The organism is Gluconobacter sp. OJA (assembly GCF_039638325.1).
GTDB classification, from domain to species: Bacteria; Pseudomonadota; Alphaproteobacteria; order Acetobacterales; family Acetobacteraceae; genus Gluconobacter; species Gluconobacter cerinus.
The window spans coordinates 318,978-331,642 of sequence record NZ_JBDIWI010000001.1; the positions used below are offsets into that span (position 1 = coordinate 318,978).

14 protein-coding genes and 1 tRNA gene are annotated in these 12,665 nt (G+C 56.4%); 4 read left to right on the forward strand and 11 right to left on the reverse strand.

Annotated features, from left to right (window positions below):
• Positions 1 to 2 precede the first annotated feature (2 nt).
• The 8 genes from ABDK75_RS01460 to metK all read right to left on the reverse strand — a co-directional run bounded on the left by ABDK75_RS01460 (position 3) and on the right by metK (position 6,861).
• The gene (locus ABDK75_RS01460; protein ID WP_346004774.1) at positions 3 to 461 is read right to left on the reverse strand and encodes an NUDIX domain-containing protein; all 459 of its coding nucleotides are present in this window, start codon (positions 459 to 461) and stop codon (positions 3 to 5) included.
• A 115-nt stretch (positions 462 to 576) separates the two neighbouring features.
• A tRNA-Pro gene (locus ABDK75_RS01465) sits at positions 577 to 653 on the reverse strand.
• Positions 654 to 712: 59 nt separating this feature from the next.
• Positions 713 to 1,444, reverse strand: coding sequence for a signal peptidase I (gene lepB, locus ABDK75_RS01470; RefSeq protein ID WP_346004775.1), 732 nt, complete (start codon positions 1,442 to 1,444; stop codon positions 713 to 715).
• A gap of 89 nt (positions 1,445 to 1,533) precedes the next feature.
• The gene (locus tag ABDK75_RS01475; protein WP_211502388.1) at positions 1,534 to 2,439 is read right to left on the reverse strand and encodes an electron transfer flavoprotein subunit alpha/FixB family protein; all 906 of its coding nucleotides are present in this window, start codon (positions 2,437 to 2,439) and stop codon (positions 1,534 to 1,536) included.
• The gene (locus ABDK75_RS01480) at positions 2,439 to 3,188 is read right to left on the reverse strand and encodes an electron transfer flavoprotein subunit beta/FixA family protein (protein ID WP_099211529.1); all 750 of its coding nucleotides are present in this window, start codon (positions 3,186 to 3,188) and stop codon (positions 2,439 to 2,441) included. Before ABDK75_RS01480 ends, ABDK75_RS01475 begins: the two co-directional genes overlap by 1 nt.
• Before the next feature lie 106 nt (positions 3,189 to 3,294).
• On the reverse strand, positions 3,295 to 4,935 hold the full coding sequence (locus ABDK75_RS01485) for an electron transfer flavoprotein-ubiquinone oxidoreductase (RefSeq protein ID WP_339406451.1): 1,641 nt from the start codon (positions 4,933 to 4,935) through the stop codon (positions 3,295 to 3,297).
• 41 nt (positions 4,936 to 4,976) lie between these two features.
• A complete protein-coding gene (locus tag ABDK75_RS01490; RefSeq protein WP_346005815.1) occupies positions 4,977 to 5,672 on the reverse strand; it encodes a tRNA (guanine(46)-N(7))-methyltransferase TrmB in 696 nt (231 codons plus the stop codon).
• Positions 5,673 to 5,676: 4 nt separating this feature from the next.
• A complete protein-coding gene (metK, locus tag ABDK75_RS01495; RefSeq protein ID WP_211502386.1) occupies positions 5,677 to 6,861 on the reverse strand; it encodes a methionine adenosyltransferase in 1,185 nt (394 codons plus the stop codon).
• 287 nt (positions 6,862 to 7,148) lie between these two features.
• Here metK and ABDK75_RS01500 point away from each other — a divergent pair, with 287 nt between their 5' ends.
• The gene (locus ABDK75_RS01500) at positions 7,149 to 7,946 is read left to right on the forward strand and encodes an SDR family NAD(P)-dependent oxidoreductase (protein WP_064275659.1); all 798 of its coding nucleotides are present in this window, start codon (positions 7,149 to 7,151) and stop codon (positions 7,944 to 7,946) included.
• Between the two features lie 24 nt (positions 7,947 to 7,970).
• On the opposite strand, the gene dapB is transcribed toward ABDK75_RS01500, so the two are convergent.
• Both dapB and ABDK75_RS01510 read right to left on the reverse strand, forming a co-directional pair.
• Positions 7,971 to 8,717: a 4-hydroxy-tetrahydrodipicolinate reductase gene (dapB, locus tag ABDK75_RS01505; RefSeq protein ID WP_346004777.1), complete on the reverse strand. Its 747-nt coding sequence runs from the start codon at positions 8,715 to 8,717 to the stop codon at positions 7,971 to 7,973.
• Positions 8,718 to 8,762: 45 nt separating this feature from the next.
• The gene (locus ABDK75_RS01510; RefSeq protein WP_064275657.1) at positions 8,763 to 9,143 is read right to left on the reverse strand and encodes a helix-turn-helix domain-containing protein; all 381 of its coding nucleotides are present in this window, start codon (positions 9,141 to 9,143) and stop codon (positions 8,763 to 8,765) included.
• Positions 9,144 to 9,236: 93 nt separating this feature from the next.
• On the opposite strand from ABDK75_RS01510, the gene ABDK75_RS01515 reads away from it, so the two are divergent.
• Positions 9,237 to 9,842: an FMN-dependent NADH-azoreductase gene (locus tag ABDK75_RS01515; RefSeq protein WP_346004778.1), complete on the forward strand. Its 606-nt coding sequence runs from the start codon at positions 9,237 to 9,239 to the stop codon at positions 9,840 to 9,842.
• Between the two features lie 3 nt (positions 9,843 to 9,845).
• On the opposite strand, the gene ABDK75_RS01520 is transcribed toward ABDK75_RS01515, so the two are convergent.
• On the reverse strand, positions 9,846 to 11,024 hold the full coding sequence (locus tag ABDK75_RS01520; RefSeq protein WP_346004779.1) for a globin domain-containing protein: 1,179 nt from the start codon (positions 11,022 to 11,024) through the stop codon (positions 9,846 to 9,848).
• 79 nt (positions 11,025 to 11,103) lie between these two features.
• On the opposite strand from ABDK75_RS01520, the gene ABDK75_RS01525 reads away from it, so the two are divergent.
• The gene (locus tag ABDK75_RS01525) at positions 11,104 to 11,574 is read left to right on the forward strand and encodes an Rrf2 family transcriptional regulator (protein ID WP_211515748.1); all 471 of its coding nucleotides are present in this window, start codon (positions 11,104 to 11,106) and stop codon (positions 11,572 to 11,574) included.
• A 135-nt stretch (positions 11,575 to 11,709) separates the two neighbouring features.
• A complete protein-coding gene (locus ABDK75_RS01530; RefSeq protein ID WP_346004780.1) occupies positions 11,710 to 12,606 on the forward strand; it encodes a fructose bisphosphate aldolase in 897 nt (298 codons plus the stop codon).
• Positions 12,607 to 12,665 lie beyond the last annotated feature (59 nt).

A 12,665-nucleotide genomic window follows, 5' to 3' on the forward strand; every position in this document is an offset into this window, starting at 1 on the left:
AATCAGGGGGGGTGTCCTGACAGCGCCGTAGTCAGGAGATCAAGCAGACGTTCCGGAAAAATGATTTCGGTTGTCTGTTCCAGTTCACGTCTAGACCACCAGTGATGGTCCTTGAGAACGTTCTTTTCGTTGGGCGTCCAGCCGGAAGAGGAGAGCGTGGTCTCTGGTGCACGAAGGGCAAAAAAGCGCTCGTCAGCTAAAACAGTTTCACCATCGGCGAGCGTCAGGACAAATGTTCTCTGACCAATTTCAGAGCTGAGAAAGGGCGCGTTTAATCCTGTTTCTTCGTGCAGTTCGCGTTTTGCCGCCTGAACAAAATTTTCTCCATCCTTCAGGCTTCCGCCAGGCGTGGACCAATAACTTCGCCCAGACAATGCGCCTGAGGAGTGAAAAAACCTAAAGAGAAGGACGCGATCCTGCTGATCCAGAACCAGTAATCGGGCAGCGGGGCGTTGACGCATAGCAAACCTCCCGAGAACTGTTGGGGCCATGATTTTAGTATATGAAATTAGGACACGGTTAGAGCGTCAAGTAACTACGCTCTGATCAGATTTTTCTGATAATCCGCTTATCGGCTGGTCGGAGTGAGAGGATTCGAACCTCCGGCCCCTGCGTCCCGAACACAGTGCTCTACCAGGCTGAGCTACACTCCGGCCGACGGCGCTTCTCCTACCGGGAATTTGCTTTCGTGGCAAGAGGATGGGGTGAAAAATCAGATGGAAACCAATATTCTTTTGATACTTTTCCAAGAGAACAGAACGGTAATCGCACGACCCTGAAGATTCCAGATTGGAAGAAGGCCTACACCGCCTTCTGCGACTGAAACACGGGAGTCAGCCGAATTGTCTCTGTTGTCTCCCATGACGAATAATCTTTCTGCCGGGACCGTAAATTCGGGGACGTTATCCAGAGGTCCATGGGTCGTCAGTTTGACAATGTCATGGTGAATTCCGTCTGGAAGCGTTTCTTCATAACGCTCAGCAGAGTAAGTATGCCCGCGACTGTCCTCTTCTTGATCCGGACCCGTATCTCTCCAAGGCAATATTTTCCCGTTCAAGAGAATTCGACCATCCATTAGCGCAATTCTGTCTCCAGGAAGACCGATGACGCGTTTGACCCATGTTTCATGAGGATTTGCGGGGGCTCGAAAGACAGCGATGTCGCCTCGGTGTGGCAAATGCCTAAAGATGCGTTTTTGCGTCATTTGGGCGAACGCGTAGCCAAAGGGTAGAGAGGCTGTGCTTAGGCCATAAGAAGGTGCAGAAACGATAATTTCGTCACCGATCTTTAAGGTCGGTTGCATCGAAGCCGATGGAACGATGTAAGCCGCGCCAAGCGCTGTATGAATGAATAGTACACCCAAAACAGGTGGCAGCGCAGGCAGCAGTTTTCGGAAAATCTGAAGATGTTTCATTGCGGTCTCTCCAAGATCGGAGAGTGCCATACGGCCGGGGTTCCGCAACTTAAGCCTTGGACAGGCTATGTCAGGAAAATTGCAGGTGACCTGTCATAATGGTCACCTGCAAAGACGTGTTAGAGAGCTTTTTCGAGTGCCGGAAGCACTTCAAATAGGTCGCCCACGATACCGTAATCGGCAACGCGGAAGATCGGGGCTTCAGGGTCTGTGTTGATGGCCACGATCACGCGGCTGTCCTTCATGCCAGCCAGATGCTGGATTGCGCCAGACAGTCCGACGGCGATGTAGAGTTCTGGTGCCACGATCTTGCCGGTCTGCCCGACCTGCATTTCGTTCGGAGCAAAACCAGAATCCACCGCCGAACGGGACGCACCAATTGCGGCATTCAGCTTGTCAGCGATCGGCTCAAGCAGCTTGAAGTTGGCTGCATCCTTCATGCCTTTACCGCCAGAAATGACCACCCGGGCAGATTCCAGTTCCGGACGATCGGACGCTGACAACTCAACCTTCACGAAAACTGACTTTTCGCTGGCTGGGGCTTCCAGTGTTTCAACCGCTGCAGAACCGCCATCTTTTGGAGCAGGATCAAAGCTGGAACTGCGAATGGTCAGGACCTTGATGCTATCGGCAGAACGAACGGTTGCCAGTGCATTGCCCGCGTAGATGGGACGCACGAACGTCTCGGCGTCCTTGATCTCCACAACATCCGGCACAGGTTGTACGTCAAGCAGGCCCGCCAAGCGCGGCAGGATATTCTTTCCGCTTGCAGAGGCAGACGCCACGATGTGGCTGTAGTCCTTTGCGATGGACGCAAGCAGGTCGGCGGCAGGCTCCGCCAGATCCGTGGCCAGAGCTGGCACGGATAGAACCCGCTTTACCCCAGGAAGGGCTGCGGCGGCGCTGGCGCCTTCACCAAAAACGATGGCGTCTACATCGCCAAAGCGTGCGGCGGCTGTCAGGGCTGAACGTGACGCCTGACGAACTTCACCATTCTCGACTTCGAGCAGAACAAGAGCGGTCATCAGATCACCTTCGCTTCTGTCTTGAGCTTTTCGACCAGTTCGGCCGCACTGCCCAGCTTGATACCTTCCTTGCGTTCCGTCGGCTCGGCGACAGATACGATGGTCAGGCGGGAGGCCAAATCAACACCGAGATCTGTAGCCTCAAGCGTTTCAAGTGGCTTCTTGCGAGCTTTCATGATGTTCGGGAGGGACGCATAGCGCGGCTCGTTGAGGCGCAGATCGGCCGTCACCACGGCGGGAAGCGCCAGCGAGACAACTTCCGTACCGCCGTCGATCTCGCGAGCGACTTCAATACGACCATCCGCAACGGTCACTGCGCTGGCGAACGTGCCCTGAGGCCAGCCGAGCTTTGCTGCCAGGATCTGGCCCGTTGCATTCATGTCATCGTCAATGGCCTGCTTGCCCATGCAGACAAGACCCGGCTGTTCGCGTTCGACAATGGCTTTCAGCGCATTGGCGACGGCGCGGGGCTCAAGAGTATCATCTGTTTTGACCAGAATGGCCCGGTCTGCACCCATGGCCATTGAGGTACGCAGGATATCCTGCGCGGCCTGAACACCAATGGTCACCACGACCACTTCGGTTGCCACGCCTTTTTCGCGTAGGCGGATGGCTTCTTCCACCGCAATTTCATCGAACGGATTCAGAGACATTTTCAGTCCCTGCGTTTCGACACCACTACCATCGGCCGCTACACGTACCTTGACGTTGTAATCGACCACCCTTTTGACTGGGACCAGAATTTTCATCGTGATCTTTCGCTGCTGACGCCGCTGGAAAAACGGCCGCCACCGTAGCGGAAATGGATCAGGAAGTCACATTCCGGTCAGGAAGCGGCCCGTCTGTTTTAAGGATTTACATCCCGACAGGGTAGTTCGGGCCGCCGCTACCTTCTGGCGTGCACCATTCAATGTTCTGCGTCGGGTCCTTGATATCGCAGGTTTTGCAGTGGACGCAGTTCTGCGCATTGATGCGCAGTGACCAGTCATTTTCTGCGCTCTTTTCCTGCTCATACACACCTGCCGGGCAGTAACGGCTCTCTGGCGAGTCAAACACGTCATGATTGACCGTGCGCCAGATGGACTCGTTACGCAGCTTCAGATGGACAGGCTGGTTTTCTTCGTGATTTGTCGCACTTAGGAAAACCGAGCTGACACGATCGAAGGTCAGGACATTGTCTGGCTTCGGATAGTCGATCTGCTCGCACAGCGCCGCTGGACGTAAAGTCTCATTGTCTGCGTGCGGATGATGCAGGGTCCAAGGTGCGCGGCCGCGCAGGATCATGCTGTCGATGCCAGCGTAGAGCGCGCCAGCCTTCATGCCCCATTTGGCAAAAGCCGGACGGATATTGCGGACATCGCGCAATTCGGACCAGAGCCAGGAATTGCGGACGCGCTCTGTCAGGCTTGAAGCTTCTGTACGCTCAGTCTGGAGCGCTTCGGCTACAGCCTCAGCGGCCAGCATGCCGGACTTCATGGCGGTATGTGTTCCCTTGATTTTGGGAACATTCAGGAAGCCTGCCGAATCGCCCGCCAGAACGCCGCCGGGGAATGTCAGGCGGGGAATGGACTGAAGCCCACCTTCCGAGAGCGCACGGGCACCGTAGATCAGGCGCTTTCCACCTTCAAAATGTTCCCGGAATGCCGGGTGCAGCTTCGTGCGCTGCATTTCCTCAAAAGGCGAGAGGTAGGTGTTGCTGTAGTCGAGGCCGGTCACGAAGCCGTAGCTGACCAGATTTTCCCCGAAATGATAGAGCCATGCGCCACCGTAGGTGTGGTCGTCCAGTGGCCAGCCGAAGCTGTGCTGGACGAGGCCGGGGCGATGCTTCTCCTTCGGGATCTCCCAGACTTCCTTGATGCCAAGGCCGTAAGTCTGGGTATCGACATCCTTGCGCAGGCCGAAACGCTTCATGGCGTGGGCGCTCAGCGAGCCGCGTGCGCCTTCGGTCAGGATCGTCTGCTTGGCACGCAGAATCATGCCGGGCGTGAAGTTGGAGCCATGCGTGCCATCGCGCTCAATGCCCATATCGCCTGTAATCACGCCAGCAACGCGATTGTTCTCAATGAACAGTTCAGCGCCCGCAAAACCGGGGTAGATCTCAACGCCCAGCGCTTCTGCCTGTTCACCCAGCCAGCGGCAGACTTCCCCTAGAGACACCACATAATTTCCGTGGTTCGCCATATGGGGCATGACACGATCCAGATAGGGAATCTGAATGGCGCGCTTTTCCGTCAGGAAAAGCATGCGCTCTTCCGTGACTTCCGTATTCAGGGGCGCACCAAGTGAGCGCCAGTCTGGCAGGAGTTCCTCAAGCGAACGCGGTTCGATGACAGCACCAGACACGATGTGCGCACCGATTTCGCTACCCTTTTCGATCAGGCAGACCGAGGCGTCCGGAGCAATCTGTCGCAGGCGAATTGCCGCGGACAGACCGGCGGGGCCACCACCGACCACCACGACATCGAATTCCATTTCTTCGCGTTCGATCTGGGTCATGATGTCAGGAACTCACTGTAGTCAGATAAAGGGACGGCGCCTCAAGGGCGCCGGGTAAATGTCCAGTAGAAAGGCTGTCGACCTTCCCGGAAGGCTTTGGCCTCATATCGGGTTGGGGACCATCCTTCGGGACGTTCCGTTTCCGGAGGCGGTGCATCAAACAGATCCTGTTTGCCCATCACTTCCGTCACCCATTCCTGATAGACCGGGTGATCGCTGGCGACGCGCCAGATTGCTCCGGGTTTCAGAACGCGGTGAACCTCCTTGAGGTTTTCCGGGTGGATGAAGCGGCGCTTCGCATGGCGTGACTTGGGCCATGGATCCGGAAACATCAGATAAGCCCGATCCAGACAATTGTCCAGCATATCCTTCAGGAGTTGCCGAGCGTCTTCTGGCCAGATCCGGAAATGAGGCGGAGGCTCGGCTGTCTCGTCCTGTCCTTCTGGGACAAGACGAGACATAAGTGAGCATAAGCCGTTCTCGAAAACTTCAGAAGCAATGTACCCGACATCCGGGTTCATTTCAGACTGGGCAGCGGCATGCTCGCCGCCACCAAATCCGATTTCGAGAAAAACGCGCGATACAGGCGTAGAAAATCCGGCTGTCGGATTTTCAGCAGACGCAAATGTAAAGCGCGGCAGCACGTCTTCGAGAAGGCGCTGCTGCCTGGCCCGGAGCGGATGGCCGCGTTGGCGGCCGTAAAGCCGCTCCGGCTGGGGTTTAAGAGACTGTGTCAGGGTCTTACCTGTTCAGTGCGTTACGGAGGGTGTCGACCAGATCTGTCTTTTCCCACGTGAAGTTGTCCAAAGTCTCATTCGGCACACGACCGAAGTGACCATAGGCAGACGTCGGAACATAGATCGGGCGGTTCAGGCGCAGGTGCTTGCGGATGCCGCGCGGGGACAGATCCACAACTTCATTGAGGAGCAGGCCAAGGCGTGCTTCGTCGATGTCCTTGCCTGTGCCATCGAGGTCCACATAGACCGAGAGCGGCTTGGAGACGCCAATCGCATAGCTGAGCTGGATCGTGCAGCGATCTGCAAGGCCAGCAGCCACAACGTTCTTGGCAAGGTAACGCGCAGCATAGGCAGCCGAGCGGTCAACCTTCGTGGGGTCCTTGCCGGAGAATGCGCCACCACCATGAGGGGCTGCACCGCCGTAGGTGTCCACGATGATCTTGCGGCCGGTCAGGCCAGCGTCGCCATCCGGGCCACCAATGACGAAGTTGCCGGTCGGGTTCACATAGAACTCGTCTTCCGGGCAGCTCCAGCCATTCGGCAGAACGTCATTGACCACGCCGCGAAGCGTTTCGCGGATCGTGTTCTGGCTCATGCCTTCAGCGTGCTGCGTGGAAATTACAACAGACGTGACGCCAACCGGCTTGCCATCGACATAACGCAGCGTGACCTGGCTCTTCGCATCCGGAAGAAGGCCAGCACCGCGGGCGTCGCCGTTCTTGCGGTAGTCGCGAATACGCTCAAGGATCGTCTGGGCGTAGAACAGCGGAGCCGGCATCAGGTTTTCGGTTTCGCGCGTGGCGAAGCCAAACATGATGCCCTGATCGCCAGCGCCTTCGTCCTTGTCGCTGCCACTGTCCACGCCCTGGGCAATGTCAGCAGACTGTGCGTGAAGGTAAGACGTGATGTCAGCCGTCTTCCAGGAGAAGCCAGCCTGGTCGTAGCCGATGTCCTTGATGGCCTCACGGACGCGGTCGATCAGTGTGTCTTCGACGGCCTCGGGGCCACGGACTTCACCGGCCAGAATGACACGGTTCGTGGTGACCAGCGTTTCACAGGCAACGCGGGCTTCCGGATCGGCTTCAAGGTAAGCGTCCAGAACTGTGTCGGAGATACGGTCTGCCACCTTATCGGGATGGCCCTCAGAAACAGATTCAGAGGTGAACAGGAAATCGCCGTGATTGCGCACTCAGGGACCTCGCAGGGAATGAGTGGTGAGAAGGGCTGCAGACGTCATGACGAACGGATGCAGCATTCAGGAGAGGCACGGCTTGGCGGAATTGAACGCAGGGGTCAAGGGGCTTAGGAAAACTTGGACATTTTTTCTGTGAAATCCAAAGGGAAGTCTTTGGAAAATCAGGAAAACCGACAGGAGTATTCACGTTTTCTCATGGTGCGAAATCAGGGGGAGACGACCGCCTTCGATCTCGATATTGTGGGCCGCAGGTGAAAGCACCGTATTTTCATGAGGCACCAATGGCGTACGTCGTAAGTTTCTTTAGCGGTAAAGTCTGTCTTGTTACGGGTGCCGGGGGCAATATTGGCCTCGCGACTGCACTCCGGCTGGCAGAAATGGGCACGGAAATTGCTCTGCTCGACATGAATCCGGATGCACTGGCCAAGGCGGAGGCCGCTGTGCGGGAGAAGGGCGTGAAAGCTGCGTCCTATGTCTGTGATGTCACATCCGAGCAGTCAGTGATTGATGTCGTCGGCCGCGTTGTCGAAGAGTTTGGAAAAATCGATTTCCTCTTCAACAATGCCGGATATCAGGGTGCCTTTGCCCCGGTTCAGGATTATCCGTCCGAAGATTTCCCGCGTGTTCTGAACATCAATGTCACAGGCGCCTTCCATGTGATGAAGGCTGTCTCACGGCATATGATCGAGAACGGTTACGGCAGCATCGTGAATACTGCCAGCATGGCCGGTGTAAAAGGACCGCCGAACATGGCGGCTTACGGGGCATCCAAAGGTGCCATCATTGCCCTGACGGAAACTGCAGCCCAAGATCTGGCGCCCTACAACATCCGCGTTAACGCCATCAGCCCAGGCTATATGGGCCCTGGTTTCATGTGGGATCGACAGGTGGAACTACAGGCCAAGGCCAACACGCAGTACTTCTCCACCAATCCTGAAGAAGTTTCCAAGCAGATGATCGGCAGTGTGCCGATGCGTCGTTATGGCGATATCAGCGAAATCCCAGGTGTGGTGGCGTTCCTTCTGGGCGACGACTCCAGCTTTATGACGGGTGTGAACCTCGAAATCTCGGGCGGCTAACCGCCTGGTTCTCCGCCGGAAAGATCAGTCTTTCCGGCGAAGAACATCTGCCATGCCGTAAAGGCCAGGAGGCTGATGGGCGAGCCAGCGTGCAGCCATCAGTGCACCGCGGGCGAAAACCCGTCGATCCAGCGCACGATGAGACAGGGTGATCTGTTCATCTGCGGCCATGAAGAGAAGATCATGCTCGCCAATAATCTGCCCTCCACGCAGTGAGGCAAACCCAATAGCGCTATCCGGTCGCGCGCCGTTCTGATCCAGGCGAGCAACATCCTCGAATGCTACGTTTCGTCCTTCAGCAACTGCGCGTCCAATGGCCAGCGCGGTGCCGGACGGTGCATCAACTTTCTGCCGGTGATGAATCTCTACAATTTCCGCATCATAACCTGGCAGCCCTGCGCCAAGCTGCTTCGCGAGCTCCAGAAAAAGCGTCAACGCCGGGGAGAAATTGGCAGCCTGTAAAACCGGAATATGTTTTGCAGCGTCGCTCACGGCAGCCTGAGCCGTAGCGTCAAGGCCGGTCGTTCCCAGAACCCACGGGCACTTTGCTGCTGTGAAGGCTTCTGCGTGGGTTGCTGCGGTTGAAGCATGGCTGACGTCGATAATGACGTCGCAGCGCGTCGCTAATTCTGCCGGGTTAGTGGTGATGCTGCGTGCTGCATCTGCGTGACGGGACAGCCCGCCAGCCAGGGATTCTCCCGCTTCTTCGGCGCAGAGAGCGCCCAGACGTCCAGTGATGCCAGCGATACCGATGCGGGGAGAAGTCGTCATAATCCGTGCCTGACCGTCAGAAACTGTTGGGCGCAACCTAAGGGATTATTGGCGTGCGTCAAAACGGAGGCGAGCATTTTCAATCTGATCCCGGTGTGTGACAGCCCAGCGTCCGAAGGCTTCGGTAATGCTTTGCAGAGAGTGCCCGAGATCCGTCAATTCATAATCCACGCGAGGCGGAGTGGTAGGGGTAACGGTGCGGGCAACCAGCCCATCGCGTTCCAGATTGCGCAATGTCAGCGTGAGCATGCGTTGTGAAATACCTTCGATGGAACGACGCAGTTCACTAAAACGCATGGAGCCATCTCCCAGCATCCGCACGATCAGGATGCTCCACTTGTCTCCCACGCGCGCCAGAATGGCCCGGACAACGGCGCATGTATCGCTCTCATGAGCTTCTGGAGGGGGAAGGGTACTAACATCCATGTGCCTATGATCCCTGAATGTGCCGTCTTGCGGAGGTAAGGAAAAGGTTTCTTATCATGTGCTGGTTACGATCAGGAACCGAAAGAGATTACAATGAAACTGCTTCATATCGATTCCAGCATTCTTGGCGGATATTCCGCAACACGCCAGCTGAGTGTGGCGATTGTGGACCGCTATCGTCAGAAGCATCCGGATCTGGACGTTATATCCCTTGATCTGGCAGCGAACCCGCTTCCTCACCTGGACGGCGAAGCTCTGTCTTTTCTGGGCAAGGACCTTACGGAAGACGCTGCCTCCAACAAGGATCTGGTCGCGGGCGCGAAAGCCCTTTCCGATTTTAAAGAGGCCGACATTCTCGTACTCGGTGTGCCGATGTACAACTTTGGCATTCCGAGCCAGCTCAAGGCATGGATTGATCGCATCGCCATTGCCGGACAGACATTCCGCTACGGTGCAAATGGTGTCGAAGGACTTGCTGGCGGTAAGACCGTGATTCTCGCCGTGGCGCGTGGTGGCATTTATTCGGAAGGCACGCCGCAGGCTGCCTTTGAGCATCAGGTCACTTATCTCAAGGCCGTTTTTGGCTTCCTTGGCGTCACGGACGTGAAGGTCATTGAAGCAGAAGGCCTGGCAGTCAATGGCGGCAATGATCGCCCTCGCATTCTCGCAGAAGCGGAAAGCGTCATCGCCGCCCTCTGACAATTAGTCTGTCACGCCGGTATCCGGTCCGAACGTCTCATAACGCAGACGGTCGGCCGGAATGCCGGCTTTTGAGAGCCCCTGAATCATGTCACGCATGAACCCTGTTGGGCCGCATAGGTAGCAGGTGGCGTTTTCCGGAATGCGATCAGCGATCCATGCTGCATCCGGGCGTCCGTCGACGGATGTTAAGCGTGTATGAAGCGTAATCGGGCTTTTCGCCGCTTTGGCAAGGCTGTTTAGCTTTCCGGAAAACGGTGCGGCCGTTTCAGAATGGGCAATCTGAATAATACTAACCGCTGGTGAGGTTGCCTGCGCTGCCAAAGACTCGATCATCCCGATCATGGGTGTCATTCCAATGCCCGCACAGATGAAGGCGAGCGGTGTGTCGCTCTTCTGGGGAAGGACAAACTCACCTGCTGGCGGCGACAGTCGAACCTGATGGCCCTTGCATTCCGAACTATTGAGCCATGTGGAAACCACACCGTTCGGAACATGGCGCACGCTAATGGTGTAGGAATCGTGGTTGGGGCGCGATGTGATGCTGTAGTTACGTCTGGTCTGCCCATGTCCCGGAATATTTAGGTCCACACCCAGATATTGGCCGGGGATAGCCTGAATGACGGTTTTGCCATTTACAGGCTTCAGTTCCAGCGTCGTGACATTGTCGCATTCGCGCGTTGCATTGATGATCGTGAAGTCGCGCCAGCTGGTCCAGCCGCCTTCGGCATGTGTGCTGGCGTCATAAAGCTGGCCTTCCCGGCCCATCAGAATGTCAGCCAGAGCCCAGTAAGCACGGCCCCATGCATCCAGAATTGCAGGTGTCGCGGCGTCTCCCAGAACATGTTGAATCGCGCCGATCAGGGCAGTGGCCACATGTGGGTAATGCTCTGGAAGAATTTCCAGGCTGACATGCTTCTGGGCAATGCGCTCAACCGCTCCGCCCATCACTCCGAGATTATCAATGTTCCGGGCATAGGCCAGGACGGCCATGGCGAGCGCGCGAGGCTGCGTTCCTTTGGATTGATGGGTTGGGTCAAACATCTCAGCAATGGCCGGATCAGCCAGAAGGCGGCGGTACATCTCACTGGTTATGTCGAGACCATGCGCTTCGAGGGCCGGAATGGTCGCCTTGATGATGGCAATGACGTCTGGCGTGAGGCTGCGGTCGGAAGAGGACATGATGGGTCTTCTTAAAGGTGTATAACAAATACATCTTTAAGCGCGTGACTTCTGACTGTCAATCTGCCAGAGGACTCGTATGCGCCTGACCCTGCATACCGACTATGCCTTGCGGACCCTGCTCTACATCGGGGCACGCCCGACCGTGCGCGTCTCTATCCGCGAAATTGCCGAGGCATACGGCATCTCGGAAAACCATCTGGTGAAGGTTGTGCATCGTCTGGGGCAGGGGCGTTTCATCACCACCGTACGAGGTCGTGGCGGTGGCCTGACGTTGGGCCGCCCGGCACAGGACATCGGTGTGGGAGAGGTCGTCCGGTTTACGGAAGACGATATGATGCTCGTGGACTGTGAGGGCCGGGCAACAGGAAGCCGTGCCTGTGTTCTGTCTCCTTCCTGCCGCTTGCGTGGCGTGCTGGGAGAGGCGCTTTCCGCATTTCTGGGCGTGCTCGATCGCTACACTCTGGCAGATCTTCTTCAGCCTGCGGATCTGGCGAGACTGTTTCCAGAATTAGCCGACCCCCCGTCCAACAATATTGAAAAAAACTGATTTCCCTGCCGCTCCAGCAGGGTTGAACCGCGTCCTTTGGGTGATCCGTGCAATGTGATTGGAAGAGTCTCCAATCCCGCGCGAAGGTCAGTCGTTACTTCTGGTCATGTGACTGAAGAAAAGGATGTAGTGTTCATGCCTGATGCAAAAATGGCCGAGCAGGTGTCAAAAACTCCCGGATTTATCGCGGCTCTTGATCAAAGCGGCGGATCGACTCCCAAGGCTCTGGCACACTATGGCATCGGGCCGGATGCCTACTCGAACGATGCGGACATGTTCCGTCTGATGCACGAAATGCGCGTTCGCATCATTTCCTCTCCTGCTTTCCAGAGCCACGAGGTCCTTGCTGCAATCCTGTTTGAGAAAACAATGGATGGCACGGTCGAGGGCACGCCGGTGCCGTCCTATCTCTGGAAAACCTGTGGAATCGTCCCGTTTCTGAAGATCGATAAAGGTCTGGAGGACGAAAAGGACGGCGTTCAGCTCATGAAGCCCATTCCGGGCCTGGATGAACTGCTGGAACGAGCGGCGAAGCTTGGCATATACGGTACCAAGGAACGGTCAGTGATCCGTCTGGCCAATCCTGCTGCCATTAAGAGCATTGTTCAGCAGCAGTTCGATATTGCGGCGCAGGTGGCATCGCACGGACTCGTCCCCATCCTTGAGCCGGAAGTGCTGGTGAAGAGCCCGGAAAAGGCTGAGGCTGAAGCGCTTCTTGAAGACGCTGTTCTGAGTGGACTGGAAGCGCTTCCGGGAGATTATCCGGTTATGCTGAAGGTGACGTTGCCTGAAAAGCCGGACCTGTATGCTCGCGTGATGAAGCATCCGCGCATGCAGCGTGTTGTCGCGCTTTCAGGCGGTTATCCTCTCGATGAAGCGTGCCAGAAGCTCAAAGCCAATCATGGCATGATCGCCAGCTTCTCGCGGGCTCTCGTGGATGATCTGCGCGTTTCACAGTCCGATCAGGCGTTCAATGAAACCCTGAGTAATGTCGTGGACAAGATTTACGACGCTTCTGTTCACAAGATCTGAACAGCGGCTTGAGAGGCGGGGTGAGCGTACGAATCATTCGCCTCTGATCCAGAAACTTC

Bases quoted from the DNA above. Each gene is read 5' to 3' on its own strand.
- ABDK75_RS01480 (WP_099211529.1), bottom strand. From the start codon at position 3,188: ATGAAAATTCTGGTCCCAGTCAAAAGGGTGGTCGATTACAACGTCAAG.
- ABDK75_RS01485 (WP_339406451.1), bottom strand. From the start codon at position 4,935: ATGACCCAGATCGAACGCGAAGAAATGGAATTCGATGTCGTGGTGGTC.
- ABDK75_RS01530 (WP_346004780.1), top strand. From the start codon at position 11,710: ATGCCTGATGCAAAAATGGCCGAGCAGGTGTCAAAAACTCCCGGATTT.
- ABDK75_RS01460 (WP_346004774.1), bottom strand. From the start codon at position 461: ATGCGTCAACGCCCCGCTGCCCGATTACTGGTTCTGGATCAGCAGGAT.
- ABDK75_RS01525 (WP_211515748.1), top strand. From the start codon at position 11,104: ATGCGCCTGACCCTGCATACCGACTATGCCTTGCGGACCCTGCTCTAC.
- ABDK75_RS01475 (WP_211502388.1), bottom strand. From the start codon at position 2,439: ATGACCGCTCTTGTTCTGCTCGAAGTCGAGAATGGTGAAGTTCGTCAG.
- ABDK75_RS01520 (WP_346004779.1), bottom strand. From the start codon at position 11,024: ATGTCCTCTTCCGACCGCAGCCTCACGCCAGACGTCATTGCCATCATC.
- ABDK75_RS01500 (WP_064275659.1), top strand. From the start codon at position 7,149: ATGGCGTACGTCGTAAGTTTCTTTAGCGGTAAAGTCTGTCTTGTTACG.
- lepB (WP_346004775.1), bottom strand. From the start codon at position 1,444: ATGGCACTCTCCGATCTTGGAGAGACCGCAATGAAACATCTTCAGATT.
- ABDK75_RS01510 (WP_064275657.1), bottom strand. From the start codon at position 9,143: ATGGATGTTAGTACCCTTCCCCCTCCAGAAGCTCATGAGAGCGATACA.
- ABDK75_RS01515 (WP_346004778.1), top strand. From the start codon at position 9,237: ATGAAACTGCTTCATATCGATTCCAGCATTCTTGGCGGATATTCCGCA.
- dapB (WP_346004777.1), bottom strand. From the start codon at position 8,717: ATGACGACTTCTCCCCGCATCGGTATCGCTGGCATCACTGGACGTCTG.